The sequence below is a fragment of the Pseudarthrobacter sp. 01T43 genome, assembly GCF_056398665.1.
The window spans coordinates 23,411-50,092 of record NZ_JBFTPV010000025.1 but is presented as its reverse complement, the minus strand read 5'-3'; the positions used below and the strand labels follow the sequence as shown (position 1 = coordinate 50,092).

The following is a 26,682-nucleotide window of genomic DNA, read 5'->3' as shown; positions in this document are numbered from 1 at the left end:
CACCACCGTGAGGGTGATGACGGACCCCTCAGGAACCTCTGTGTYCACGGGGTCCTGCGTCCGGACTGTTCCGAAGAACCCACCCAGGAAATTGTTGATCTTCACGTCAAAGCCAAGCTTTCGGAGTTCACGCTCGGCGTCAACTGCCTGCTTGCCGACAAAGTTTGGCACCGCGACCATTTTGGGGCCCTTGGAGATTGTCAGCGTCACAGTGCCGCCCTTTGTTAAGGTTCCATTGGCCGGCGACTGGCTGACCACTGACCCTTCGGGGATTTTGCGGTCGAAGACTTCCTCGGGCGCGACGTCAGCCTTCAGCCCGGCAGCTTCGATGGCGTCAACGGCGTCGTTCCCGTCCTTGCCCACAACTGACGGAACGGGAATTGGCTGCGGGCCTTTGGATACCACCAGGTTCACCGGGGTGCCGTGCCGTGCGGGGGTCCCGGCGGCCGGATCCTGGGCGAGCACCACACCGGCGGCCACCGCTTCGTCAAACTTTTCCGTGACGTTGCCCAGAGCCATCCCAGCCTTGTTCAGCGCAACCTTCGCCTGGTCAAGTGTTCCGGCCGTCAGCTTCGGCAGTTCGTAGAGCTGCGGCCCCTTGGAGACAAGCAGCGCCACAGGCTGGAACTTCCTGATCTGGGTCCCCGCTGCGGGTTCGGAGGCCACCACCAGTCCCGAGGCGACGTCGTCGTCGAACACGTCGTTGGTCCGGGACTGAAAGCCCGCCTGGCTCAATAACTGCTGAGCCTGGGCCACAGGCTTGTTGGCGACGGCCGGAATGGTGGCGGCTGCGCCCGGACCCATGCCAAAGAACCAGCCGGCCCCGGTGGCAAGCAACGCGATGATAATCAGGGCCACGACCCAGAGGATTCCTCGGCGCCGAGGGTTTCCCCCGCGCAGGCTCCTGACCGGAGTGGCCGCTGCCCGGGACCTTGCCTTCTCATCCTCCCGGTCGAGTTTGCGCTGTGCGCGTTTGCTGACTGGAAGGGGTGCCGGGGCCTCAGCCTGGTTCGTGAAATCCTCTTCGTACTGAAGCTGCCGCGGGTCCGACGGGTACCGGTCATCCGGCGGGTATAAAGCATGAGGCGGGTACAGGGCCTGAGGCGGGGCCGAAGCCTGCGGCAGGTGCGACGGCTGCTGGGGCCGCGGCCGGCCGAGGGAGGACGACAACACCGCGGTGGGGTTGTTGGTCCGTGCGATGATCTCGGTGGGGTTGGGCTGCCCGGGCGGCACGGCAGCCGGAGGCCGGAGGTCCAGTTCGGAATTGGTCAGGTTGGTCCGGATGTGGCGCAGTTCCTGCAGGAGGGCATGGCCATCTACCGGCCGGTTTTCGGGATCGTTGGCGGTGCACCACTGGACGAGTTCGTCCATTTCGGCGGCGAGTCCAGGCACCAGGGCCGACGGCGGTCCAACGGTTTCGTTGACGTGCTTGTAGGCCACCTGGATGGGGACCTCGCCGTCGTACGGCTGCTGGCCGGTGAGCATCTCGTACAGCATGATGCCCACCGAGTAGATGTCACTGCGGGCGTCGGCAGTTTTCCCGAGCACAAGTTCGGGGGAGAGATAGCCCACGGTGCCGATCAGGGCTCCGGTGCTGGTGGTCGTCGTCACGGCCCGGGCCAAGCCGAAGTCGCCGATCTTGATGCGGCCGTCGTCGGCGATCAGGACGTTCTCCGGTTTGACATCGCGGTGGAGCAGACCGGCGGCATGGGCCTCGCCCAGGCCTTCCACCACGGGATCGATGAGGGCAAGTGCCAGCCTGGGAGGCAGCGCACCCTTGGACCTGATGACGTCGCGCAAAGTGTGGCCCTTGATGTACTCCATCACCAGGTAGGCCGTCACGCCGTCGTTGCCCTGGTCCAGTACTCCCACAACGTGCGGGTGGGAAAGCTTCGCGGCGGCTTTCGCCTCCCGGCCGAGCCGGTCCAGGAAGGTCTCATCGGTGGCGAGATGGGGATGGAGGACTTTGAGGGCAACATCCCGTTCCAGCCGGAGATCCGTGGCGAGATAGACGGTGGACATGCCTCCGCGCGCGAGTTTGGAGCGGACGGCGTAGCGGTTATCCACCAGCGTTCCAACGAGACGGTCAGACACTTGTTCCTGCACCTTACGATCCTAATCCCGCAACGAAAAGGGTCCGAACCGACGTGCGGTCCGGACCCTTATCGTTATCCACGGTGCCCGATTCAACAAGCCCCATGCGCGTTTCGAAGTTCGCCGGTTAGCCGAAGTTCTTCTGGTGCGCCTTGATGGCAGCCACGTACGCCTTGGTGTCGTCGTACAGGCCGTACTTGCTCACTGAGTACTGGCCCTGGTAGTACCCGGCAATTGCCGTGTCCACGTCCTTGCTGGTGGCGATCAGCCGTTTGATGATGGCAACCCCGGCAGTCGCGTTGTCGTAGGGGTTGAGCAGGTTCAGCTTCCGCCCCACGAGGTCCGAGGCCCACTCGCCGGACGTGGGGATCACCTGCATGGTGCCGATGGCGTTGGCCGGCGAAACCGCGCGCTGGTTGAAGCCTGATTCCTGATAGGCGAAGGCGAGGGCCAGGGACGGCTCCACCCCCATCGCGCGGGCCGTGTCAGCCACGATGGCGCGCATCTCATCGCGGGACGGCACCGGTGCGGCGTTCAGCAACGCCTTGTTCTGGTTGGCGGAGCTGACCACGGCCTCAGGGTACGTGAAGCCCAGGAAGGAACTCGGCACCAGCGGGGTCACGCTGGCTGCCGGGGTGGACGACGCCGGCTGGATGGAGCCGCCGGGGATGACCAGTTTGTTGCCCGGGTAGATCACCGTGGTCATGCTCAGCTGGTTGGCGGTCAGGATGTCCGAGAGCTTCACGCCGTGTTTCGAGGCGATCGCGGACAAGGTGTCGCCGGCCTTGATGGTGTAGGAGCCACCTGGAGCGGCTGCTGGCGCCGGCGCTGCCGGGGCAGGCGCCGGTGCCGCCGGTGCCGCCGGTGCCGCCGGTGCGGCAGCTGGCTGGGGCGCGGGGGCGGCAGGGGCTGCTGCCTCTCCGGATCCGACCTTGACCGTCTGGCCCGGGTAGATGATGGATCGCATATTCAAGCCATTCCAGCTGAAGATGTCAGACAGGCTGACGTTGTGCCGGGAGGCGATGGCGCTGAGGGTGTCGCCGGCCTTGACGGTGTAGCTGCCGCCGGAGTTGGCCAGTGCCGACGGGGCAGCTGCCGGGGCGGCGGGGGCCGGAGCTGCTGACGACGCCGACCCGGACAGCTTGATCTTCTGGCCGGGGTAAATGATGGTGTTCGGCTGCAGGTTGTTCAGAGTCAGGACTTCGCCGGTGTTCAGGCCGAACTTCCCGGCGATGGCGCTGATGGTGTCGCCGCGGGCGATGGTGTACTCGGCAGGGGCGGAAGACTGTGCCGGCCTGAAGGCCGCCGGAATGCTGGCGGAAACTGAGGCAGCCGGGATGAGGGCTGCTTTGGCCTCGGCCGCCTGTGCTTTCATGGCGGCCGCAAGCGTGGCCGGGATGGCCCGGGCTGGCGCTTCTGCCGCGGCTGGCTGCGCGAGAGCCAAGGACGACAGGACAACCACAGGAAGTGCCGCGGTCGTGACCGCAATCATGGGCAGACTCGGCCGGGGTGCCTGCTTTGGCGAGCGGGACGTCGTCATGGAAAGAATCCTCTTCTTTAACTGCCGGGGGACGGGTGATGCCTGTGACTATTGATACTAGTGTTACTTAAGTTGTTACTGTTACAGATGTGATCTATGTGAATCTCTCACGAATTTTGTCATAGCACAAGAAGCTGGCATCGCGCCGCATCTGTGGTTTTGCGGAGTGTCGGTTAGTTCGTTGGAATGCGCGGCACAGCCGACTAGGCGGCAGGGCTCCGCCCGTGGCAACCTTGATCCGTGAGTAACGTAGAAAGCCTTGTGGGCGAGTGGCTGCCCCTGCCTGATGTCGCGCAGTTGTTGGATGTTTCGATTACGAAAGTCCACAGCCTTATTGATGAACGTGCCTTGGCGGCCCTGCGCGTGGGGGAACGGCGGATCCGCTCCGTTCCGGCCGCATTTATCCAGGACGGCCAGGTTGTCGACAGTCTGCGGGGAACCATCGTGGTCCTGGCGGATGCCGGCTATTCGGACGAGGACCTCATTGTCTGGCTGTTCACCGCTGACGAGTCCCTGCGCGGCCGGCCGATCGATGCCCTCCGGGAAGGTCGAAAAACCGAAATCAGGCGCAGGGCGCAGACTCTCGCCTGGTAGCGCCGGCTCCTGGTACCACTGGACCCTGGTAGCCCGGCGCCCAGGGAGTACCTCATCCTGTCAATGCCCGACTCAGGCGGCGCGGCTGACGGTGGCTTCGGCCAGCCGTCGCAGCGCCGTCTTAGGCAGCTCGTCGAGTGGCAGCTGTTCCAGGGCCTCGTAGGCGGTTGTGCCAAATTCGTTGATCAGCAGTTCGGTGGCCTGCAGCGCTCCGGATTCTTCAATAATCCGGCGGATCTCAGCCACGTCGCCGTCACCCAGGTCCGGGCTCCCGAGTTTTGCATCAATAAACGCTGATTCCTGCGCGGACGCCTGTTCCAGCGCCAGTGCAATCAACACAGTCCTTTTGCCCTCGCGGAGATCGTCGCCCGCCGGCTTGCCGGTGGTGACGGGGTCGCCGAAGACGCCCAGGACGTCGTCACGCAGCTGGAACGCCTCACCCAGTGGCAAGGCAAAGGCCGAATAGCCGCGGAGGAGGTCATCCGAGGCCCCCGCCAGTGCACCGCCGAGTGCCAGCGGATGTTCGGTGGAATACTTCGCCGACTTGAACCTGATGATCGATTGGGCACGCGTCACAGCTCCTGCCCGGTCCCGGACGGGCCCGGCGACTTCTTCCAGGATGTCCAGGTATTGGCCGGCCATCACCTCTGTGCGCATCAGGTTGAAGATCAGCCTCGCCCTGCTTCCGGAGGCCGCCTGCCCGCCGATGTCGGTGAAGGCTTCTTCACTGAAGGACAGGCACAGGTCGCCGGTCAGGATGGCCGCCGCATGTCCAAACCGTTCGCTGTCCAGTGCCCAGCCTTGGGCATCGTGCAGTTGGCTGAACCGGCGGTGCACGCTGGGACCGCCCCGGCGGGTGTCCGAGCGGTCGATGATGTCGTCATGGATGAGTGCCGCCGCCTGGAACAGCTCCAGCGCCGATCCGGCCGTGACGATCTGCCCGGCCGCAGGCTCGCCACCGGCGCCGCGCCAACCCCAGTAGCACATGAGCGCGCGGAGCCTCTTGCCGCCGGTCACCAGGTTAGTGATCGACCCCATCAGGGGTTCGATGTCGGGGGAAATTCCAGCCACAAGGGTCTGCCGCGTGGTGAGAAAGTCTGTCAGCTCACCGGCAACCGCGGCTACAAAGGCGGTCTGTTCAAGCCTCAGCTGCTCCGAAACCGTCACTTGGCTGACTCAACTGCCGCGTTGGCGCCGATGGTGAAGGTGGAAACGCCGGCCGCCTCCACCACCGCGACGTTGACAGTCTCATTGTCGTTTCGGACGAAATCCTTGGACGCAACCGCTCCCACTGCATCGCCGGGTACGGCTTTGAATCCCTGCCCCTCGAGGTGCTTTGTGTAGAAGTCCACGACGGCGGCCGCAGGGGCTGTGATGCTGGCAACCAACGCCGCTGTGGCGGGCTGTTTGGACTTATCCAGGCTGCTGGAAACTACCGTGGCACCAGGCATGACCGGTATCAGCGTTTCGGGAAACCCTTCCACGATCTTTCCCACCGTGGCAGAGGTTCCGGGCGACGCCGTCGGGCTCGCCGACGCCGTGACACTGGAGGCGCTGGAGGCGGGTGAGGACGTGCCCGCTGACGAGGAGGTCACGTCGGGCGCAGCGGGACTGCAGGCGGCAAGGGCCAGCATTGCGCCGGCGGCGAGGGCCGCTAATCCTGTTGGCTTGAGATTTTTCGTGACCGTCACAGGGACTTTCCTCCTGGGGTTGATGCCGGGCTCAGCCTCCAGTTTAGTCAGTACCAGCAGCTAGAATTGCCGTTGTGGGGCCTGAGCGGAACAACCAGTACAACGAAGCGGGTCTTCGCGAGCTCCGGCGCAACTGCATCATGCACGTGGACATGGACGCATTTTTCGTGTCCGTGGAGCTGCGCACTCGTCCGGAACTCCGTGGAAAGCCCGTGATCGTGGGATTCCCGGTGGACCGTTCAGTGGTCCTGTCGGCCTCATATGAAGCCCGGGCCTTCGGCGTGAAGTCCGCCATGCCCATGGCGGTCGCGGCCCGGATGTGCCCCCAAGCCGTTATTATTGAGCCGCGCCACAAGCTGTACTACGAAGTCTCCGCCCAGCTGATGGAAATCTTCCAGTCCATCACGGACCTCGTGGAACCGCTCAGCGTTGATGAAGCCTTCCTGGATGTCGGCGGCGCAATCCGTCGGCTGGGACCGCCACGCGAAATCGGCGAACTGATCCGCCGCCGGGTTGCTGCCGAGCTGGGCATCACGGCGTCCGTTGGAATCGCGGCCAGCAAGTTCGTGGCAAAGATTGCGTCCACGCGCTGCAAGCCGGACGGGCTGTTGCTGATCGGGCCGGACGAAACGGTGCCCTACCTCCACAGCCTGCCCGTGGGGGCCCTGTGGGGCATCGGTGCCAAGACCGCGGATGTGCTGGCCCGGATGGGTATTCGGACCGTCGCCGATGTGGCCGCCACGCCTGTAACTTCCCTGAAGAAGGTGCTCGGCGCCACCGGTGAGCACGTCTACCGGCTGTCGTGGGGGATCGACCCGCGTCCGGTGACCCCTGCGCGGCTGGAAAAGAGCATCGGTGCGGAGGAGACCTTTGCTGTGGACACCGGGGACGACGCCATCATCAGCCGCGAGCTGCTGCGGCTGGCCCACCGCACTGCCGGCCGGTTGCGGAGTTCAGGAACAGTGGCCCGGACGGTGGCGTTGAAGCTCCGCTATGCGGATTTCTCCACCATTACCCGGAGCCGCACAGTGCACACACCCGTGGACAGCGCGCAGCTGATCCATGGGGTGGCGCTCCAGCTCCTGGAGTCCCTGGGGCCGCGTCCGATGACCGTCCGGCTGGTCGGCATCCGGGCAGAGCAGCTGGAAGAGGCGGCCCAAACCTCCCTGCAGTTGAGCTTCGACCGCAGGGATGACAACTGGCGGGCGGCCGAACAGGCACTGGACCAGGTCAGCCGGAAGTTCGGAAGCAAATCCGTCCTGCCTGCCAGTCTGCTGGACCCCGGCGGCGGGCGCTAAGAGGCAATTTGGTCCCGGTTCGCGGCGGCCCGGGAGGGGGATGGCCGTCTTTCAGAACAGGCTCCGACAAACTATCCTTATATGTACATAGTTTTCAGTTACTGCCGGACTTCTTGGACTTACTGCCGTTCCAATCGCCCTCATGCCGGTGTTCGCAATCCGCCACCGTTGGCGGGTGGGAACCTCCCGGGCATGCGGGTCGTTATTGGAGCAGGAGTACGGGATGGGACCAGCCCGGACGTTGGCCTACATAAGGAGGTCGTGATGCCGCTCTCGGAGCACGAACAGAAGCTGCTTGAGCAGCTGGAGAAGCAGCTGCACGAGGACGATCCGAAGTTCGCGAATTCCATGGGATCGGATCCTGGACGTACCTGGTCCACCCGGCACCTCGTTATCGGTGTCCTCTGCACTTTGGCGGGCATCGCGTTGCTTCTGGTCGGTGTCACCACCCAGATCATCATTCTCGGCGTCCTCGGTTTCGTGGTTATGGGCGGTGGTGTCTACTTCGCCACCATGCGCAACGCGTCCGGGTCCAAAACAGGCTCCGCTTCCGGTACCGGGAAGTCCGGAAAACCCCGGAGTTCCTTCATGTCCAGCCTTGAGGAGCGCTGGGACGAGCGTCGCCGCGACGATTCCTGACGCCCAACCTCCGCTAAATGCACGGTCCTTCACGTTGAACTGCCCGCCGGGCTGAATGTCGTCCTTATTACTCCACTCCCCACCCCTCCACTTTTCTCCCCACCCGGCAGTTGCTGCCGAGTGGGACCGCTGCAGAAGACCCGCCCCGGCGGGTCTTCTGCATTTAACGGCACACACGTCCGCCCAACTAGGTAGCAGTAGGTGTCGTTTTGAGGCTCCAAAGCGACACCTACTGCTACCTACTTGGGCAAAGCCGGAGCCGCCGCCCAACCAGACTCCGACGGCGGCCGGGGCTCCGGAGGGGAGCGCGCGACGACGCGGGCGTGCCGCCGTCGTGCCCTCCGGTTCGGGGAAGCCAAGTTGGTTCCCCAGGGCCCTCCACTCTCATCCACCGCGCGGTTCCGCGCCATGTGGCGGACCAGATCACCTAAAAGGGGTTACAGGGGTCCATTTTGCATTGACTGTGGGGGAAAGTGGAGTAATGTGGAGGACATAAGAGGGTAGTTGCAACATTAGGGGATGTGCAGTTCCTGAGGGCAGACAGGCGGTGGGCCAGTGTTTCTTGGCACGCATTCGCCACGTCTGGACGAAAAGGGCCGAATTATCCTCCCCGCAAAGTTCCGCGAGGAACTTGCCGCCGGGCTGGTTCTCACGAGGGGCCAGGAGCGTTGCATCTACGTCTTCAGTGAGCAGGAATTTGCGAGGGTTCACGAGCAAATGCGGGAGGCGCCCATCTCCTCCAAGCAGGCTCGGGACTACATTCGTGTCTTTCTCTCTGGAGCCTCGGACGAGGTACCTGACAAGCAGGGGCGCGTAACCATTCCGGCGGCGCTCCGGGAGTATGCAGGCCTCGGCAGGGAACTGGCCGTCATCGGCGCAGGAACCCGCGCCGAGATCTGGGACGCCCAGGCCTGGAATGAGTACCTGGCAGAGAAGGAAACCGCCTTCTCCGAAACCGACGACGCCATTCCGGGGATTCTGTAATCACCTGAGCGGCACCGAAAACCGCTTCTTGAACGAGATCTCCAGCCGCCCATCGGACAGTCCACCTGGCTCACTTCCCCGGAGCCAGGCGGGCAGGACGATAGGCGCGGATGGGGATCTGGCTTAAGAAGCACACCAGGAGACCCGCCGAATGAAAGGACGAAGGCATGAATGATCACCCGAAGCCGACGTCCGAACGCCATGTGCCGGTCCTCAAGGACCGGTGCATTAATTTGTTGGCGCCAGGTTTCGAGGCTGCACGTCTCCGGGGCGAAACACCCATCGCCATTGACGCGACCCTCGGCATGGGTGGTCACTCCGAAGCGATGCTGGAGCGCTTCCCGGACCTGCACCTGATCGGGATCGACCGCGACGAAGAGGCCTTGGCCTTGGCGGGGGAGCGGCTGGCCCGTTTCGCTGACCGCACGGACCTTGTGCACGCTGTGTACGACGAAATTGCCGAGGTTCTCGAGGACCTTGGCGTCAAGGAAGTCCACGGCATCCTGATGGACCTGGGTGTCTCGTCACTTCAGCTGGACGAGCGCGAACGTGGTTTCGCGTACTCCTTTGACGCGCCGCTGGACATGCGGATGGACACCAGCCGTGGCCAGACCGCGGCGGATGTAGTCAACAACTACAGCGAAGAGGACCTCGTCCGGATCATCCGTAAATGGGGCGAGGAGAAATTCGCCGGCCGGATCGCCAACAGGATCGTCGCAGCACGGGCCGTCAAGCCGTTCGCCACCACCGGGGAGCTGGTGGAACAGATCCGTTCGGTGGTTCCCGCTGCGGCCGCCAAATCCGGCGGTCATCCGGCCAAGCGGACTTTCCAGGCACTGCGGATCGAAGTCAACGAGGAACTGGACGTGCTGGAACGCGCGGTTCCCGCAGCTGTGGAAGCCATAGCGCTGGGCGGACGCATCGTGGTGATGTCGTACCACTCCCTTGAGGACAAGATCGTCAAGTCCGTCTTCCAGGCCGGCTCGAAATCCTCAGCGCCGCTTGGATTCCCGGTGGAGCTGGAAGAACACAAGGCAGTCCTCAAAACCCTGACCAAGGGCACCGAGGTACCCACCGCCGTCGAAATCGCCGAAAACCCGCGCGCCGCTTCAGCCAGGCTGCGCGCCGTGGAACGCATCAAAGCCAGGAGAGCAGCATGAGCACCGCCGCCGTCAAGAACTTTCCGGTCCTCTCCGGCAGCAGCGCGCCCGCCATTAAGGCCCAGCCTGCCGGTTCGGGCCGGAAGGAACGCACACCCCTGTCCGTGGTGCGCTCCGCACCGAAGAAGCGGCGCGCTCCCTTTGTGGTGATGTGCTTCGCATTGCTCGCCGTTGCCCTCGTGGCGGTCCTTGTGCTCAATATCTCGGTGTCCACCTCCCAGTATCAGCTCGTGGAACTCAGGGGCAAGCAGAGCACACTGACTAAGCAGAACCAGGATCTGACACAGCAGCTCCAGAACTTCGAAGCTCCCCAGAACCTGGCCGCCAAGGCTGCAGACTTGGGAATGGTACCTTCCACCGTCAAAGGCCAGATCGACCTCTCCACTCTCGCTGTCACCGGCAAGGCAACACCGGCCGTGAAGGGCGGCGCTGCCGGAGCCGTCATCCCGGCACCGGCGGTCCCCGGAGTGCTGACAGTGGTTCCGCCGGCTACCCCGGCTCCGTCGGTGAACCGCAAGCCGGCCAGCGGAGAGGCAGCATCGGCAGGGGCTGCGCCGGGTTCGGCTGACGCGCCTGCAGCTGGGGCTGCAGCGGCTGCAGCCGCGCCGGCCGCCGTACCGGCACCGCCGGCACCCGCCGTGGAGCTGCACGGCGGTTCCGTTCCGGCCCCGGAGCAGAAGGTACCGGGGCAGTAGCTGGCGGCCGCTGAAAAGCAGCCGGTCAGGCAGATAGGCCAGGTGCCCAGTCGGGCACCACAGCAGGCAACAAGGCGAGCAGCAAGGGATTACGGTGGCGCAGACGACCGGCAAGGCAAGGGGTGTCAAGGAGCCAAACGCGACCAAGCGATTGCGCCTCGGCCTGGGGATCATGCTGACGCTGCTGCTGGTGGTGGGTGGCAAGCTCTTTATGGTCCAGGGCCTCGATGTTGGCGGGATGGCTGCGGCCGCCCTTGACTACCGCATGCGCGAAACTTCACTCCCTGCCGAGCGCGGCAGCATCCTGGACGCCAATGGGACAGTCCTGGCGAACAGTGTGATCCGGTACAACGTGGTGGTGGACCAGACCGTCAACACCAAGACGGAGACGTTCAAACGACTCGCCAAGGTGGACGGCAAGGACAAACTGGTAGACGTGTCGCGGGAGCAGGGGCTGAAAGAACTGGCCTCGGTCCTGGGCATGGACCAGGACGCCGTCCGGAACGCTGTCACCGGCGCACAGCGCTACTACATCGTCGCGAAGGACCTCAAGCCGGACGTCGAAGACAGGGTTTCCAATCTGCAGATCCCCGGCATCGTCACCGAGGGCGTCAGTAAGCGCGTTTACCCGAACGGATCAGTGGCCGGCGGGATCATCGGCTTTCTTCAGGACGGCAGCACCGGCCAGTCCGGCATAGAGCAGACCCAGGACGGGCTGCTGCGCGGGGAAGACGGTAAACGGCTATTCGAAATCGGTGCCGACGGCCTCAGGATTCCGGTGGGCGTGGATGAACTGACACCCCCGCAGAACGGCAAGGATGTCAAGCTCACCCTGAACTCGGATCTTCAGTACTTCGCCCAGCAAGCCATCCAAAGCCAGAGCGACAAACTGGGCGCGGAGTGGGGCAGCATCCTGGTGATGGATGCCAAGACTGGCAACATCGTGGCCATGGCGGACACCAACGCCCCTGATCCGAACGACCCCGGCCGGGTGGCCGCCAAGGACCGCGGCGTCCGTACAGTGACTGCGGCCTACGAACCGGGATCGGTACAAAAGATGATCACGGCGGCTTCTGCCATTGAGGAGGGCACGGCCACTCCGTTGGAAAAATTCACCGTGCCCCCGGCCTACACGGTGGATGACCAGACGTTCACGGATGCCTTTACGCACGGGACCGAGGAACGCACGCTCGCAGGCATCATTGGCTACTCCATGAACACCGGAACGGTGATGGTGGGGCAGCGGTTGAGCAAGGACCAGAGGCATGACTGGCTGCAGAAATTCGGGATCGGGGAGGCGCCGGACATCGGGCTCCCGGCTGAAGCGTCGGGCATCCTGAGTCCGGCCGACCAATGGGACAGCCGCCAGCAGTACACCGTCCTCTTCGGCCAGGGTGTGTCGCAGTCCACCCTGCAGACCGTGCGGGCATTCCAGACCATCGCCAACAACGGCGTAATGCTGCAGCCGCGGCTCATAGACTCCTATATTTCAGCTGATGGCAAAGAGGAAAAGGTTGCGCCCAAGCCGTCCCGCCAGGTTGTTTCTGACAGTACCGCCCAACAAGTCCAGGACATCCTGGAGAGCGCAGTGACCGAGGGTGAGATCAAGGACGCCGCCATCGACGGCTACCGCGTAGGCGCCAAGACAGGCACCTCGGAATCTCCATGTGACGATGGCAAGCCGGGCTACTGCGGCTACACCGCCTCGATCGTGGGGATGGCACCGATGGATGATCCGCGGTTTATTGTTGAGGTGGTACTTCAGCGTCCGAAGGGAAGCATCTACGGCATCACCAACGGACCGGTGTTCCGCTCCGTCATGAGCCAGACCCTGCGGACCTTCAACGTCCAGCCGTCCACCGGCGAACCGGCCCGGCTTCCGCAGTACGCCAAGTAGCACCAGGCAGCAGTGCCTTCACCGCCCGCACCGGGAGCACTTTCCCGCGGCATGTTCCACTAGCACCATCGGAGATCCCTTGTCAGAGCAGCACGCAGCAGGCAACAACACCGCGCCCAAGGAGGATCACTCTCCCGGGCGGTTCAGGCCAACAGCCGTTGCCGCGGTCCGCCTGGCGAGCATCGGGGAAGCCGTGGGCATCAAGGTGCCGGGGCATTCCGCCGATGTCCGCATCACGGGAATCACGCTCAACTCACGCACCGTCGAATCCGGGGACCTGTACGTTGCCCTGCCCGGTGCGTCCCGGCACGGCGCCGACTTCGTCACCCAGGCGGTGGAGGGTGGAGCAGTGGCAGTCCTTACCGACGACGCCGGGGCGCGCCTGCTTGCCTTGTCGGCTGAGACTGCGGTCCCCGTGCTCGTGGTGGACGGTCCGCGCAACGTTGTGGGTCCTCTGTCCGCCATGATCTACCAGAGCCAGCCGGCCGCCGGCCACCCCCCGCACCTGTTCGGGGTGACCGGTACAAACGGCAAGACCACCACAACGTACTTCATCAATGCCCTCCTCCGTGCCCTGGGACAACGGACCGGGCTGATCGGAACCATCGAAATCCTCGCCGGTGGAGACCCCATTCCCAGCCTCCTCACCACGCCCGAGTCACCGGACGTGCACGGCCTGCTGGCACTCATGCGGGAGAGAGGCCTGGATGCAGCGTCCATGGAAGTGTCCTCTCATGCCATCTCCTTCCAGCGCGTCGACGGCGTAGTTTTCGACGTCGCCGGGTTCACTAACCTGACCCAGGACCACCTCGACCTGCACGGCACCATGGACGAGTACTTTGCCACCAAGGCCGAACTGTTCACGCCCCGCCACGCCCGCGCGGCCGTAGTGACGGTCGACGACGAATGGGGCCGCAAGCTTGCTGCTGCGGCCGGGATCCCGGTCACCACAGTCGCAACCGCCGCGGGCAGCGCTTCGGCCGACTGGACGGTCACCGCGACGGCGGCGCGCGGACTGGGTACCGAGTTCACCCTCAGCGGGCCGAACGACGCCCGACTGCAGGTCCACACCGGCCTGCCCGGCGCATTCAACGTCGCCAACGCGGCGCTGGCCACCGTGATGGTCCTGGCCGGCGGAGCGGACACCGCCGACGTCCAGGCTGCCCTGGCACTTCATGACCCCTTTACCGTGGCGGTACCGGGCCGCATGCAACTCGTGTCCGAGGAGCCCGCCGCCGTCGTCGATTTCGCCCACAACACCGACGCACTGGCCCGCGCGCTCGAAGCTGTCCGGTCACCGCTTCCCGGTTCCCGGGTCATTGTTGTTTTCGGTGCAACCGGACAGCGGGACCAGGGCAAGCGTCCGGCCATGGGGGCCATCGCGGCCCAGCTCGCCGACATTGTGGTCGTCACCGATGACGATCCCCATGACGAGGACGCAGCAGCCATCCGCGCGGACGTGCTCGCCGGTGCCCTGGCCGCCCGGGAGGAGGGAGCTCTCGAGTGTGTCATCGAGGAAATCCATCCGCGTGACGCCGCCATCAAACAGGCCGTTGAGCTGGCCCGACGTCAGGACACCATCCTCGTGGCCGGCCGCGGACACGAGGTCTGGCAAGAGGTGAAGGGCGTCAACCTTGCCCTCGATGACCGGGTGGAACTCCGGAACGCCTTGACAGCCAGGGGATTCACGGTTCTCCAAGACGACCGGATAGAGTCCTAGACCGAGATGATTGCACTTACTGCGGCGGAAATCGCCGAAATCACAAACGGCCGCCTGGATGCCGATCCGGGGATCAGCCCGAGTTCGGTAGTCACCGACTCGCGCGATGCCACGCCCGGGGCGCTCTATGTCGCGAAACCCGGCGAGCACGCGGACGGGCACGACTTCGTTGCAGCCGCCTTCGGCCAAGGTGCCGTGCTGGTTCTCGCGGAACGTCCCGTCACCGGGCCCGACGGCGCGAATTATCCCGCTGTCCTGGTTCAGGACGCCGTGTTGGCCATGGGCGCGCTGGCCGCTGAAGCCGTCCGCCGCATCCGTGCGGCCCGCGCAGCGGCGGGCGAGTCCCTGACCGTCATCGGCATCACGGGCTCAGCCGGGAAGACCACCACAAAGGACCTCCTCGCCGGAATCCTCGCAGCACAGGGCAAGACGGTTGCGCCCCAAGGCTCTTACAACGGCGAGGTGGGCGTGCCACTCACCGTCTTCGGTGCCACCTCGGAGACGCGCTACCTGGTGATCGAAATGGGTGCCACCGGCATTGGGCACATCCGCTATCTGGCCGACATGGTCAAGCCGGACATCGGAGTAGTCCTGGGCGTGGGCACAGCCCACGCGGGGGAGTTCGGCGGCGTCGAGAACATTGTGCTTGCCAAGGGCGAACTGGTGGAGGCACTCGCCCCTGCGGGCACCGCCATCCTGAACCTTGACGATGACCGCGTCGCGGGCATGCGGCCGCGCACCGTCGCCGCCGTGCTGGGCTTCTCCGCCGAGGACCGCCCTGAAGCGGCCGTGCGGGCTGTCGACCCGGACACCAATGCCTTCGGCAACCCGGAATTCGATCTTGTCCTTCCCGGCAGCGAAGCCGGCCTCCACGTGAGCAGCGGACTGATTGGTGCCCACCACACGGGAAACCTCCTGGCGGCAGCAGCGGCAGCGCATGCAGCCGGCGTGACGGGCGCGGATATCGCGGCTTCCCTCAGCGCCCAGTCAGCCGCCAGCCGCTGGCGGATGGAACGCACTGAACGTGCTGACGGCGTCACAGTCATCAATGACGCCTACAACGCCAATCCCGAGTCCATGCGCGCTGCCCTGCGCACCTTGGCCGATCTGGGCCGCGGGCGCCGCACCTGGGCCGTACTGGGAGCCATGCTGGAGCTGGGGCCGGATTCCATCCGCGAGCACACAGCTGTGGGAACCCAAGTGGTGCGGCTGAACATTTCGCGGCTGGTGGTTGTCGGCCGCGAGGCGCGGGCCCTGTACGTTTCCGCTGTCCAGGAAGGCTCCTGGGGCGACGAATGTGTGTTCGCGGAAACAGTGGAGGACGCCTATTCCCTCCTTGACGCAGAGCTCGAACCGGGTGACCTGGTGCTCTTCAAGTCCTCCAACAGCGTGGGGCTTCGGCACTTAGGCGATCGGATAGCATTACCCCCACAAACCACGGAACCTGCCGAAGAAAGGAGCGAGCTGCTGTGATTGCACTTTTGATCGGCGCGGGACTTGCCCTGCTGTTCGCCCTGGTGGGAACCCCCCTGTTTATCCGCCTGCTCGTCCGCAAGAGCTACGGACAATTCATCCGCGATGACGGACCCACATCGCACCACACAAAACGGGGCACGCCCACCATGGGCGGAACCGTGGTGGTGGGAGCGGTCCTCCTCAGCTACGGACTGACCCACCTCATCATGTGGTTCATGAACCCGGCGTCCGCAGGCCCATCGGCGTCCGCCCTGATCCTGCTGTTCCTGATGGTCGGCATGGGCCTGGTGGGCTTCCTCGACGACTTCATCAAGATCTCGCGCCAGCGCAGCCTGGGCCTGGATGCGAAGGCCAAGCTCATCCTCCAGGCGGCGGTAGGGATCGCCTTCGCCATCCTCGCGCTGAATTTTCCCGACCCCGACGGCCTCACGCCGGCGTCGACAAAAATCTCCCTGGTCCGCGATATTCCCTGGCTTGACCTGGCCTTCGGCGGCACGGTTGTCGGCGCCATTTTGTTTGTCCTCTGGTCAAACCTGATCGTGACCGCAGCAACCAACGGCGTTAACCTGACCGACGGCCTGGACGGGTTGGCCGCGGGCGCCTCTGTGATGGTCTTCGGCGCCTACACCTTAATGGGAATCTGGCAGAACAACCAGGCCTGCGGATCGCCCCGTGAAGCCGGCAGCGGCTGCTACACCGTCCGCGACCCCCTGGACCTGGCACTCCTGGCGGCGATCCTCAGCGCTGCCCTGGTGGGCTTCCTGTGGTGGAACACCTCGCCCGCCAAGATCTTTATGGGCGACACCGGGTCACTGGCCATCGGCGGCGCCATTGCCGGCTTCGCCATCCTGTCCCGCACCGAACTGCTCCTGGGCATCGTCGGCGGCCTGTTCGTCCTGATCACCCTCTCGGTGATCATCCAAGTGGGGTACTTCAAATTAACCGGCGGCAAACGTGTCTTCAAGATGGCACCGCTGCAGCACCACTTCGAGCTTAAAGGCTGGGCCGAAGTCACGGTGGTTGTCCGTTTCTGGATCCTGGGCGGGCTCTTTGTGGCCGTCGGCCTGGGTGTCTTCTACGCTGAATGGGTTGTGCTCCTGTGACTGTTTCCCCCCGCCTGCAAAACCTCGTCAGCTGGGACTCGGACTGGGCGGGCCTGCGGGTTGTGGTCACCGGAATCGGGGTTTCGGGGTTCGCCGCCGCAGACACCCTCATCGAACTCGGGGCCCGCGTGGTGGTGGTCGACGCCGCCACCACCGACACAGCAAAGGCCCAGGCCGACACCCTGAAGATTGTCGGCGCCCTGGACGTGCTCCTCGGCGAGGAAGCTGTCAGCAGGGTCCCGAAGGTGGATGGCAGTTTTCCCGACCTCATCGTCACCTCTCCGGGCTGGCGCCCCGACCAGGCGCTCCTCGCCGCCGCTGCACGCGCGCACATCCCGGTGTGGGGCGACGTCGAACTTGCCTGGCGGCTACGCGTCCGGGAAGGGCACAAGACCGCTGACTGGCTGACGATCACCGGCACAAACGGCAAGACCACCACGGTGGGCCTGACGGCGTCGATGCTGCAGGCCGCAGGACTGAAGGCAATCGCCGTAGGCAACGTGGGCACGCCCATCCTGGATGCCCTCCGCGACCCCGTCGAGTACGACGTCTTCGCGGTCGAACTGTCCAGCTTCCAGCTGCACTGGGCTGAGTCCCTGTCGCCCGTCGCCAGTGTGTGCCTCAACGTGGCCGAAGATCATGTTGACTGGCACGGTTCCTACAACTCATACCTGGCCGACAAGGCAAAGGTCTATGCGCGGACCCAAAAGGCGTGCATCTTCAACGCCGAGCAGATCGAAACCGAACGGATGGTGGAGGACGCCGATGTGGTTGACGGCTGCCGGGCCGTCGGCTTCACCACTCTCACACCGGCCATCAGCATGCTGGGCGTGGTGGAAGGCCTCCTGGTGGACCGCGCCTTCATTGAACAGCGCAAGGACAGCGCAGCCGAGCTGGCCTCGATGACGGACCTGGGGCAGTTTGCCCCCCGCCACATGGTCGCGAACGCCCTTGCCGCTGCCGCCCTGGTGCGCGCCTATGGAGTGGACGCGCAGGCGGTACGCCGGGGCATCCAGGACTACGTGCCGGGCAACCATCGAATCCAGCAGGTCGCCCGCCTCAACGGTGTTCTCTGGGTGAATGATTCCAAGGCCACCAACCCCCACGCGGCCGCAGCATCACTGACGGCGTTCGAGAAGGTCATCTGGATCGCGGGAGGACTGTCCAAGGGAGTCAGCTACGATGACCTGATCCGCGATCAGGCGGCCCGGCTCAAGGGCGTGGTGCTCATCGGCGTCGACACCGCTCCACTGGCCGACGCCCTGAAGCGACACGCGCCGGATGTCCCCGTGATCCACACTCCGGCGGGCGACACTGAAAATATGCAGACTGCCGTAACGGGCGGATTCATCGCGGGCGACTCTCCGGTTTCAGGGGAGGACGTGATGTCCCGGGCCGTTGCGTCAGCGGCGCAGCTGGCCGTATCAGGCGACACCGTGCTGATGGCACCGGCGGCTGCTTCCATGGATCAGTTCTCTTCCTATGCTCACCGCGGCAACGCCTTCATCGAAGCTGTCCGCGAGCTGGTGGAAGGGCAGGCCAAGACCGGCGAGGAGTAACAATGGTCAGCACGCCCACCCGGCCGAAGGCTTCACAGCCGCGCGCCGGGAAACCCGGCTCGCCCACGGCATCCAGGCCCGCAGTGTCCAGGCCCAACCTGCCAGCCCGCATGAAGGGCTGGTACCGGGCCTTCTGGTCCGCCCTGGAAGGAAATGGAACATCCCGGAACGGCTCCACGTACTACCTCATCCTGGGCTCCACGCTGGCGCTCACGGCCATCGGCATCATGATGGTGCTCTCGGCGTCCAGCGTTGAATCCATCGCCGCCGGAAAATCGCCGTACGGAGACGCCCTCAAACAAGGAATGTTCGCCGCGATCGGCATCTTTATGATGTTCGTGCTCTCCCGCATCAACGTGGTGTGGCTCAAGCGACTGGCCTGGCCCGCACTGGGTGCTGCCCTCTTCCTGCTGGCCCTGGTCCAGTTGGTCGGTGACGAAGTCAACGGCAACAAGAACTGGATCGACCTGGGCGGTATCACCTTCCAGCCGTCCGAGGCGTCCAAGCTAGCCCTCGCCCTGTGGATGGCCACTGTGCTTGCCAGAAAAGGAAAGCTGCTTCGGCGTTGGCAACACGTGCTGATTCCCGCCGTGCCGGCGGCAGGATTGGTGATCGTCCTGGTGCTGCTGGGCAATGACCTCGGCACGGCCATGATCATCATGATGATCACCGCTGCGGCGTTGTTCTTTGCAGGCGTGCCGCTGTACCTCTTCGGATTCGCGGCCGCGGTGGCCGCAGCGGGAACAGCCTTTATGGCCATCACCAGCTCAAACCGAATGTGCCGCATCACTTCCTGGTGGACCGGGCAGTCGTGCGCCGACGGCATCGACGCCAACTACCAGGCCACCAACGGACTTTACGGACTCGCATCCGGGGGTTGGTTCGGCGTGGGCCTCGGCCAGAGCCGGCAGAAATACAGCTGGATTCCGGAAGCCCACAACGACTTCATTTTTGCCATTATCGGCGAGGAACTCGGCCTGGTTGGCACCGTCGTCGTACTTGTCCTTTTTGCCATCCTCGGAGCCGCCATTTACCGCGTGGTGGTGGCGCAGGAGGACCTGTTCCACCGCGTCCTGGCGGGCACCATCATGGTGTGGCTGCTGGGGCAGGCAACTGTCAACATGGCCGTGGTGACGGGCCTGATGCCGGTCATCGGGGTGCCCTTGCCGTTCATTTCCTACGGCGGCTCGGCGTTGCTGATGTCGCTCTGTGCCGTGGGGGTGGTGTTGTCACTGGCCCGCGAACAGATGGCGCCCGCCCTCCGGCCCAAGAGAATGCTGAAGTTCGGCGCCAAGAAGGCCGGGAAATCCACCCGCCGCACTAACACCGCAAGAAAGCGTACGTAGCACCAGATGACTTCCCAGAACCTGTCCATTGTCCTGGCGGGCGGCGGCACCGCCGGCCACATCAGCCCGCTCCTGGCGATCGCGGCTGCCCTACGGTCCGCCGCACCGGGGGCCAGGTTGCTCGCCGTGGGAACACCGGCGGGCATGGAGACCCGCCTGGTGCCCGCGGCCGGGGTGGAACTCGCCACCATTGACCGGGTGCCGTTTCCACGGAAACCGTCCGTGGACCTGTTGAAGTTGCCTGCACGGCTGGCAGGAGCAGTGCGCCAGTCAGGGCGCATCCTGGACGAGGCCTCTGCCGACGTCCTGGTGGGCGTGGGCGGTTACGTCTGCACACCGCTGTACCTCGCTGCCCGCCGCCGGGGGATCCCCATCGTGATCCACGAAGCCAACACCAGGCCGGGCCTGGCCAACCGGGTGGGGTCATTGCTGACCCGTCACGTGGCCACCGCCTTCGACACCACCCGCCTGCGGCACGCCCGCCATGTCGGCATGCCCATGCGGACCGAAATCTCCGGCCTCGACCGGGATGCCGCCCGGGAAGCTGCGCGCGAAGCCCTGGGCCTGGCTGCACAGAAGCCCACCCTGATAGTGACGGGTGGCTCGTCCGGAGCCCAGAGCATCAACCGTGCGGTTGCGGCTGCGGCGCAGGACCTTGGCGCCGCCGGGATCCAGACGCTGCACATCACCGGCCGCGGCAAGACGGTCAAAGGGCCCGACGGCGGCCCTCTCGCCGCTGAAGGATACCGGCAGGTTGAGTACGTGGATGGGATGGAACTGGTGTACGCCGCCGCTGACCTCCTGCTGGCGCGGTCCGGGGCCGCCACAGTCTGCGAAGTGGCCGCGGTAGGAGTTCCGGCCGTCTTTGTCCCGCTGCCCATCGGCAACGGCGAGCAGGCGCTCAACGCGGCAGGGCTCGTGAACGCCGGTGGCGCTCTGCTGGTCGGGGACCAGGACTTCACCGCGCAGTGGATAACGCGCGAACTCATCCCGCTGGCCACCGATGCCGGCCGGTTGGCCACGATGGCCGCCAGCTCCCGCCGGCTTGGCATCAGAAACGCCGATCAGCGCATGGCTGGTCTTGTCCTGGAAGCGGTATCCGCATGACCCCCGCAAGCATCCGCAGCCAAGAGTCCCTGGGCCGCGTCCACTTCATCGGGATCGGCGGTGTTGGAATGTCGGCCGTGGCCCGCATCATGATGGCCCGCGGTGTCACCGTCAGCGGCTCAGACGCCAAGGACCTGCCGGTTATGGCGGAGCTGGCTGCCGCTGGAGCCCGGATCGCCGTGGGCTACGGCGCCTCCAACCTGGGCGATGCCCAGACCGTGGTGGCGGGTTCGGCCATCCGTGCGGACAACCCCGAGCTGATGGCTGCACGTGAGGCAGGCGTGCCCGTGTTGCACCGGTCCGAAGCGCTGGCAGCCACCATGGGGGATGACATCGTTGTGACCATCGCGGGAACCCACGGCAAGTCCACCACCACCTCCATGATTGCGGTCCTGCTCCAGGGAGCGGGGCTGGACCCGTCGTTTGCAATCGGTGCCAACGTGCCTGCGCTGGGAGTCAACGCAGCCCACGGCACCTCGCGCATTTTTGTGGCCGAAGCGGATGAATCCGACGGTTCCTTCCTGAACTACCGGCCGCGGATTGCCGTGGTCACCAACGTCGAACCCGACCATCTGGACTACTACGGCACAGCCGAAGCTGTGTATAAGTCCTTTGACCGCTTCACTGAGCTGCTGCCTGCCGAGGGCGTCCTGATCGCCTGCGCGGATGATGCCGGAGCCCTCGCCCTCGCGGAGCGCACACGGGCCCGCGGGAACACCAGGGTGGTCCTGTATGGAACCTCGGACTTGTCCGATCTGGTACTGCACGACGCCGGCCCCGGCGCCGTGGAGGTTTCCGCTCCCGCCGGCAGGTTCGCTTTGCGGCTGCAGGTCCCGGGCCGGCACAACGCGCTCAACGCAGCCGCCGCCGTCGCGGTCGCACTGGAGCTGGGCATTGACGCCGATGCTGCCGTGCAGGCCTTGTCCCACTTCTCGGGCGCGTCGCGCCGTTTCGAGCTGAAGGGCGAGGCCCGTGGCGTGCGCGTCTTTGATGACTACGCCCACCATCCCACCGAGGTCCGCGCAGCCCTGACGGCGGCCCGGTCCGTGGCAGGCGGCAACAACGTCCACGTCCTGTTCCAGCCGCACCTTTTCTCGCGCACCAGGGAGTTCGCCAGTGAGTTCGCGGAGGCCTTGAACCTGGCAGACACGGCTCTGGTGCTGGACATCTACCCTGCCCGTGAAGATCCCATCCCCGGGGTCACCAGCCAGCTTATCGCCGATCATCTGGGACCGGGCGGTCGGCTGGTGGAACCGGCAGAAGCTGTGGCCTCGCTCGCGCGTGCGGCACGGGCGGGCGACATCATCCTGACCGTTGGAGCGGGCGACGTGACAGCCTTCGGGCCGCGGATCGTGCAGGCACTCGGTGGGTAGCCCGCGCCGCCCCACTTACGCTTCACCGACACGGCGGCAGCCTGCGGCCAAGACGCCGTCGGCTGAACCGGATACCATCTCTGCCTCCAAGAGCGCCCCCGTTCCGGATGCAGCTTCCGCGCCCGGGCGCAAAAAGGGACAGAATCCGGGCCCAGTGCCGGCCCGGGAGAAGACCCCTGCCGGCAGCGACAACGTGCTGGTCTTTCCTGAGCCGCCGGCCAAGCGCCGGAAGCGGCACCTCCTGGTTGCCGCGGGAACTGTCCTGGGGCTGGTTGCAGCACTTTTGGCCGCAGCCATCTTTTCTCCCATCCTGGCCGTGGGCACCATTTCTGTGACGGGGACCAAGCTGGTCACGGCGGACCAGGTCCGGACCGCGCTGGAGCCGCTGAAGGGCAAACCACTTCCGCAGGTCAGCGAGGACGAGGTCAGCCGAATGCTTGAGCCGCTGGTCCAGATCAAATCCGTGTCCATGCAAGCGCGGCCGCCGTCGGAACTGGTGGTGCAGGTGCTGGAACGCATCCCCGTGGCTTTGGTCAAGCAGGGGGAACAGTACGAGTTGGTGGACGTGGACGGCGTGGTGCTGGCCACCACGGCGGACCCTTCATCGGTTCCCCTGCCCGTGATCGACGGCGGTGCCGGCACCATCGGCAAGGACCTTTTTGAGGCTACTGCTGCGGTGCTCGGGGCGCTCCCGCCGGACGTGCTGTCGAAGCTCTCCAACGCGTCCGCCCAATCGGTGGATGCCGTGGAGCTGAAGCTGGTTGACGGGCAGAGCATCATTTGGGGAAATGCGGGGGAGAAGGAGCTCAAAGCCAAAGTGCTTGCAGCCCTGCTGAAGGTTCCTGCTGATCCGAAGAACCCCGTGCACGTGTACGATGTGAGCGCGCCCCGGCATCCGGTGACGCGTTGAACCATTTCTCCGGCACTTGCAAACTTTCCCGGTATTCCCGCGACACGCGGCCCCGGTTATTGAATGTCAGAACCATAGGAAATAGCGTTCCAGACATGAGTTACTTGACATAACTATAACCTTCAACTCGAAGGTTAAGGTTGCAGGCTTCAAGCCCGACTCCACAGTTTTCGCAATAGGACACGAACAAGGGACACGTAACGTGGCAGCTCCGCAGAATTACTTGGCCGTCATCAAGGTCGTCGGCATCGGCGGCGGTGGCGTGAACGCAGTCAACCGCATGATCGAGGTCGGCCTCCGGGGTGTCGAGTTCATCGCCATCAACACCGATGCCCAGGCACTGTTGATGAGTGACGCCGACGTCAAGCTCGACGTCGGGCGTGAGCTGACCCGTGGACTCGGTGCAGGGGCCAACCCTGAGGTGGGCAAGCAGGCCGCGGAGGACCACRCTGACGAGATCGAAGAGGTCATCCGCGGCGCAGACATGGTGTTCGTCACTGCCGGCGAAGGCGGCGGCACGGGAACCGGTGGCGCTCCCGTCGTGGCTCGAATCGCCCGCTCCCTCGGCGCGCTGACCATTGGTGTGGTAACCCGTCCGTTCACGTTTGAGGGCCGCCGCCGTGCCGGCTCGGCCGAGGCCGGCATTGACGCCCTCCGCGACGAGGTGGACACCCTGATCGTGATCCCGAACGATCGACTCCTCTCCATCAGCGACCGCAACGTCTCCGTCCTGGACGCTTTCCGTTCCGCTGACCAGGTCCTGCTGTCCGGTGTCCAGGGCATTACGGACCTCATCACCACCCCCGGCCTGATCAACCTGGACTTCGCCGACGTCAAGTCCGTCATGCAGGGTGCAGGCTCCGCCCTCATGGGCATCGGCTCAGCACGCGGTGAAGACCGTGCCGTGAAGGCAGCGGAACTCGCGATCGCTTCCCCGCTGCTCGAAGCCTCCATCGACGGCGCCCATGGTGTCCTGCTGTCGATTCAGGGCGGATCGGACCTCGGCCTGTTCGAGATCAACGAAGCAGCCCGCCTCGTCCAGGAAGTGGCCCACCCCGAAGCCAACATCATCTTCGGTGCCGTGATTGACGACGCCCTCGGTGACGAGGCCCGCGTGACGGTCATTGCGGCCGGTTTCGACGACGTGAAGGCCACCTCGCCCTCCATGGACCAGTCACAGCCGCAGGTGGCGCCGCAGCGGCCCGCCGCGGCTCCTGCGCTGGCTCAGGCCCCCACGTCGGGCGGCGGCAGCCACCAGTTGAACACCCAGCCCGTCCACGCCGGAGTGGGCGCGTCCGGGCTGAGCAACTGGGGCCAGCAGCGCCCGTCGGCCGTCCCCGCGGACTCAGGCTTCGACGTCGACCTTCCTTCAGTGGTGGAGCCGGACCTCTCGGGGCACCGCGCCGATGACCTGGATGTCCCCGACTTCCTGAAGTAGGGCACGGCTTGTTCCTTTGGCGGGCTGAAGTCTCACCCGGCGTGAGTGTGGCGTTCACAGACATCCGCGCCGGCAACCTGGCCCTGCACGTAGGGGATGACGCCTTAGAGGTCCGGCAGCGACGCAGTGTGCTGGAGGACGCCGCGGACCTTGCTCGGGGGTCCCTGCGGTTCATGAACCAGGTCCACGGCTCAGCGGTGGAAATGATGGAGCCCGGCACTCCCTCGCCGACGGCGGACGCCATGGTGTCCCGGGGGCTGCCGCTGGCGGTTATGGTGGCTGACTGCATCCCGGTGCTCCTGGTGGGGCTGGGCCCGGACGACAGTCCGGTCCTGGCCGCTGCACATGCGGGCCGGCCGGGAATAGCGAACGGCATTCTGCCTGCAGCCGTGGCGCGGATGCGGGCAGCCGGTGCCACGGGTATCCGGGCGTGGCTTGGCCCCTCCATCTGCGGCCACTGCTACGAGGTCCCTGCCGACCTGCGTGACCAGGTGGCCGAGCATGTGCCGTCAACCTGGGCTGAAACGTCCTGGGGGACCCCGGCGCTGGACCTGCCGGCGGGAGCGCGCAGCCAACTCGAAGCCGCCGGGGTGGTTCTTGAGTACGCCGGTCAGTGCACACTCGAAAGCGACCAGCTGTTCTCCTACCGCCGCTCCTCCGCCACCGGACGCTTTGCAGGGCTCGTGTGGTCCCATGAATGATGGAATGTCTGTGGAAGACCCTGCGCGGATGACGGAGCTGGCTGAACGGCTGGCAGCCGTTCGGCGCCGGATCGAATCGGCCACGGCTGAGGCAGGCCGCGGTGATGACCTGCCCACACTTATTGTGGTCACCAAATTCCATCCGGCTGCGGACATCAGGCGCCTTGCTGCCTTGGGGGTACGAGATGTCGGCGAAAACCGTGATCAGGAAGCCTCAACCAAGGCGGCAGAACTGGCCGGCCTTGGGCTCCACTGGCATTTCGTCGGACAGCTTCAAAGCAAAAAAGCCAAATCCGTGGCCAAGTACGCCCATGCCGTCCATTCCATCGACCGGCCTGGCCTGGTTGATGGCCTCGAGCGCGCTATTGCCGTGGAGCAGGACGCAACCGGCCGCGGGGCCCTGCAGTGCTTCATCCAGGTCAGTCTCGATGACGACGCCGGCGCGCACCGCGGCGGCGCGGCGCCGGCTGAGGTGCCGAGCCTGGCGGACAGGCTGGCTGCGGCCCACGGACTGGAGTTGGCAGGGTTGATGGCCGTCGCCCCGCTCGGGGCAAGGCCGGAGGCCGCCTTCGAAAAACTCGCCGACATTTCAGCGTCCCTGGTGGCCGTTCATCCGTCTGCAACAGCCATCTCTGCCGGTATGAGCCAGGACCTCGAAGCGGCAATCAGGTTCGGGGCGACACACCTGCGAATCGGTTCCGATATTCTCGGATCGCGTCCCGCCGTGGGGTAGCGTCGAACACATAGGAAGTGAGTGGCGGGGGATTCCAGTGCTGTCAAGTTATTGGGCGGCCCGCCTACGGACACGATTAGGAGTCGACCATGGCCGGCGCTCTGCGCAAGACAATGATCTATCTTGGGCTCGCCGATGGCGATGAACACTACGAGTCCGAGCACACCACAACACGTAAGGACGAGGACGATTCCATGGAACCTGACCGCGAGGAACGCCGGGCCCCAGCACCGGTCCGCGAAGTCAGCCGTGAATCTGTCCACGCCCCTGAAGAGGAATACCGCGCACCAGTGACCCCCATCAAGCGTGCGGCCTCGAGCCGCGAAGAAACGTCCGGACTCCGGCAGATCACCACGATCCACCCACGGTCCTACAATGACGCCAAGCTCATCGGTGAGAGTTTCCGCGACGGCATTCCCGTCATCATGAACGTCACCGACATGGGCGAGGCGGATGCCAAACGGCTGGTTGACTTCTCGGCCGGACTCGTCTTCGGCCTCCGCGGCAGCATCGAAAGGGTCACGAACAAGGTCTTCCTCCTCTCGCCGTCGTACATTGAGGTCATCGGCGATGACAAGAAGGTCAGTGAGACCCAGGCCAGCTTTTTCAACCAAAGCTAGCCAC

23 protein-coding genes are annotated in these 26,682 nt (G+C 65.0%); 19 read left to right on the top strand and 4 right to left on the bottom strand.

Going from position 1 to position 26,682, the window contains the following annotated elements; translation table 11 throughout:
- Both AC1DIM_RS17320 and AC1DIM_RS17315 read right to left on the bottom strand, forming a co-directional pair.
- Positions 1 to 2,106: Stk1 family PASTA domain-containing Ser/Thr kinase (locus AC1DIM_RS17320; RefSeq protein ID WP_477711736.1), on the bottom strand; the 2,106-nt coding region annotated here is incomplete at its 3' end.
- Between the two features lie 115 nt (positions 2,107 to 2,221).
- Entirely contained in the window at positions 2,222 to 3,634 is a 1,413-nt protein-coding gene (locus AC1DIM_RS17315; protein WP_477711735.1) for a LysM peptidoglycan-binding domain-containing protein, read from the bottom strand.
- Between the two features lie 240 nt (positions 3,635 to 3,874).
- Here AC1DIM_RS17315 and AC1DIM_RS17310 point away from each other — a divergent pair, with 240 nt between their 5' ends.
- Complete coding sequence (locus AC1DIM_RS17310) at positions 3,875 to 4,228, top strand: Rv2175c family DNA-binding protein (protein WP_477711734.1); 354 nt, start codon at positions 3,875 to 3,877, stop codon at positions 4,226 to 4,228.
- A gap of 72 nt (positions 4,229 to 4,300) precedes the next feature.
- On the opposite strand, the gene AC1DIM_RS17305 is transcribed toward AC1DIM_RS17310, so the two are convergent.
- Both AC1DIM_RS17305 and AC1DIM_RS17300 read right to left on the bottom strand, forming a co-directional pair.
- Positions 4,301 to 5,395: a polyprenyl synthetase family protein gene (locus AC1DIM_RS17305; protein WP_477711733.1), complete on the bottom strand. Its 1,095-nt coding sequence runs from the start codon at positions 5,393 to 5,395 to the stop codon at positions 4,301 to 4,303.
- Positions 5,392 to 5,919, bottom strand: a complete 528-nt coding sequence (locus tag AC1DIM_RS17300) for a hypothetical protein (protein WP_477711732.1) — start codon at positions 5,917 to 5,919, stop codon at positions 5,392 to 5,394. Before AC1DIM_RS17300 ends, AC1DIM_RS17305 begins: the two co-directional genes overlap by 4 nt.
- 140 nt (positions 5,920 to 6,059) lie before the next feature.
- Between AC1DIM_RS17300 and dinB the strand changes: the two genes are divergently transcribed.
- From dinB to AC1DIM_RS17210, 18 genes are all read left to right on the top strand, one after another.
- Positions 6,060 to 7,217: a DNA polymerase IV gene (gene dinB / locus AC1DIM_RS17295; protein ID WP_477711738.1), complete on the top strand. Its 1,158-nt coding sequence runs from the start codon at positions 6,060 to 6,062 to the stop codon at positions 7,215 to 7,217.
- Between the two features lie 264 nt (positions 7,218 to 7,481).
- Complete coding sequence (locus AC1DIM_RS17290; RefSeq protein ID WP_477711731.1) at positions 7,482 to 7,856, top strand: DUF3040 domain-containing protein; 375 nt, start codon at positions 7,482 to 7,484, stop codon at positions 7,854 to 7,856.
- Positions 7,857 to 8,411: 555 nt separating this feature from the next.
- Positions 8,412 to 8,840, top strand: a complete 429-nt coding sequence (mraZ, locus tag AC1DIM_RS17285) for a division/cell wall cluster transcriptional repressor MraZ (protein ID WP_190988940.1) — start codon at positions 8,412 to 8,414, stop codon at positions 8,838 to 8,840.
- A gap of 167 nt (positions 8,841 to 9,007) precedes the next feature.
- A complete protein-coding gene (rsmH, locus tag AC1DIM_RS17280; protein WP_477711730.1) occupies positions 9,008 to 10,000 on the top strand; it encodes a 16S rRNA (cytosine(1402)-N(4))-methyltransferase RsmH in 993 nt (330 codons plus the stop codon).
- The gene (ftsL, locus tag AC1DIM_RS17275) at positions 9,997 to 10,695 is read left to right on the top strand and encodes a cell division protein FtsL (protein WP_477711729.1); all 699 of its coding nucleotides are present in this window, start codon (positions 9,997 to 9,999) and stop codon (positions 10,693 to 10,695) included. The genes rsmH and ftsL overlap by 4 nt, the downstream gene beginning before the upstream one ends.
- A 94-nt stretch (positions 10,696 to 10,789) precedes the next feature.
- Positions 10,790 to 12,592, top strand: a complete 1,803-nt coding sequence (locus AC1DIM_RS17270) for a peptidoglycan D,D-transpeptidase FtsI family protein (RefSeq protein ID WP_477711728.1) — start codon at positions 10,790 to 10,792, stop codon at positions 12,590 to 12,592.
- A 79-nt stretch (positions 12,593 to 12,671) separates the two neighbouring features.
- Positions 12,672 to 14,312 carry a UDP-N-acetylmuramoyl-L-alanyl-D-glutamate--2,6-diaminopimelate ligase gene (locus AC1DIM_RS17265; protein WP_477711727.1) on the top strand — a complete coding sequence of 547 codons (1,641 nt, stop codon included), beginning with the start codon at positions 12,672 to 12,674 and terminating at the stop codon, positions 14,310 to 14,312.
- A gap of 6 nt (positions 14,313 to 14,318) precedes the next feature.
- Complete coding sequence (locus AC1DIM_RS17260; RefSeq protein ID WP_477711726.1) at positions 14,319 to 15,785, top strand: UDP-N-acetylmuramoyl-tripeptide--D-alanyl-D-alanine ligase; 1,467 nt, start codon at positions 14,319 to 14,321, stop codon at positions 15,783 to 15,785.
- A complete protein-coding gene (gene mraY / locus AC1DIM_RS17255) occupies positions 15,782 to 16,891 on the top strand; it encodes a phospho-N-acetylmuramoyl-pentapeptide-transferase (RefSeq protein ID WP_477711725.1) in 1,110 nt (369 codons plus the stop codon). The genes AC1DIM_RS17260 and mraY overlap by 4 nt, the downstream gene beginning before the upstream one ends.
- Positions 16,873 to 18,450 carry a UDP-N-acetylmuramoyl-L-alanine--D-glutamate ligase gene (gene murD, locus AC1DIM_RS17250; protein ID WP_477711724.1) on the top strand — a complete coding sequence of 526 codons (1,578 nt, stop codon included), beginning with the start codon at positions 16,873 to 16,875 and terminating at the stop codon, positions 18,448 to 18,450. Before mraY ends, murD begins: the two co-directional genes overlap by 19 nt.
- Positions 18,451 to 18,452: 2 nt before the next feature.
- Entirely contained in the window at positions 18,453 to 19,796 is a 1,344-nt protein-coding gene (ftsW, locus tag AC1DIM_RS17245; protein WP_477711723.1) for a putative lipid II flippase FtsW, read from the top strand.
- A gap of 6 nt (positions 19,797 to 19,802) precedes the next feature.
- Entirely contained in the window at positions 19,803 to 20,903 is a 1,101-nt protein-coding gene (gene murG / locus AC1DIM_RS17240) for an undecaprenyldiphospho-muramoylpentapeptide beta-N-acetylglucosaminyltransferase (protein WP_477711722.1), read from the top strand.
- Positions 20,900 to 22,276: a UDP-N-acetylmuramate--L-alanine ligase gene (gene murC, locus AC1DIM_RS17235; protein WP_477711721.1), complete on the top strand. Its 1,377-nt coding sequence runs from the start codon at positions 20,900 to 20,902 to the stop codon at positions 22,274 to 22,276. Before murG ends, murC begins: the two co-directional genes overlap by 4 nt.
- Positions 22,269 to 23,186: a cell division protein FtsQ/DivIB gene (locus AC1DIM_RS17230; protein ID WP_477711720.1), complete on the top strand. Its 918-nt coding sequence runs from the start codon at positions 22,269 to 22,271 to the stop codon at positions 23,184 to 23,186. Before murC ends, AC1DIM_RS17230 begins: the two co-directional genes overlap by 8 nt.
- 202 nt (positions 23,187 to 23,388) lie before the next feature.
- Positions 23,389 to 24,624 carry a cell division protein FtsZ gene (gene ftsZ / locus AC1DIM_RS17225; RefSeq protein ID WP_477711719.1) on the top strand — a complete coding sequence of 412 codons (1,236 nt, stop codon included), beginning with the start codon at positions 23,389 to 23,391 and terminating at the stop codon, positions 24,622 to 24,624.
- An 8-nt stretch (positions 24,625 to 24,632) separates the two neighbouring features.
- Positions 24,633 to 25,325: a purine nucleoside phosphorylase YfiH/LACC1 family protein gene (locus tag AC1DIM_RS17220; protein WP_477711718.1), complete on the top strand. Its 693-nt coding sequence runs from the start codon at positions 24,633 to 24,635 to the stop codon at positions 25,323 to 25,325.
- Positions 25,326 to 25,353: 28 nt separating this feature from the next.
- Positions 25,354 to 26,058 (top strand): YggS family pyridoxal phosphate-dependent enzyme, encoded by a 705-nt coding sequence (locus AC1DIM_RS17215; RefSeq protein ID WP_477711717.1) that lies wholly within the window; start codon positions 25,354 to 25,356, stop codon positions 26,056 to 26,058.
- An 89-nt stretch (positions 26,059 to 26,147) separates the two neighbouring features.
- Complete coding sequence (locus AC1DIM_RS17210; protein WP_477711716.1) at positions 26,148 to 26,678, top strand: cell division protein SepF; 531 nt, start codon at positions 26,148 to 26,150, stop codon at positions 26,676 to 26,678.
- Positions 26,679 to 26,682 lie beyond the last annotated feature (4 nt).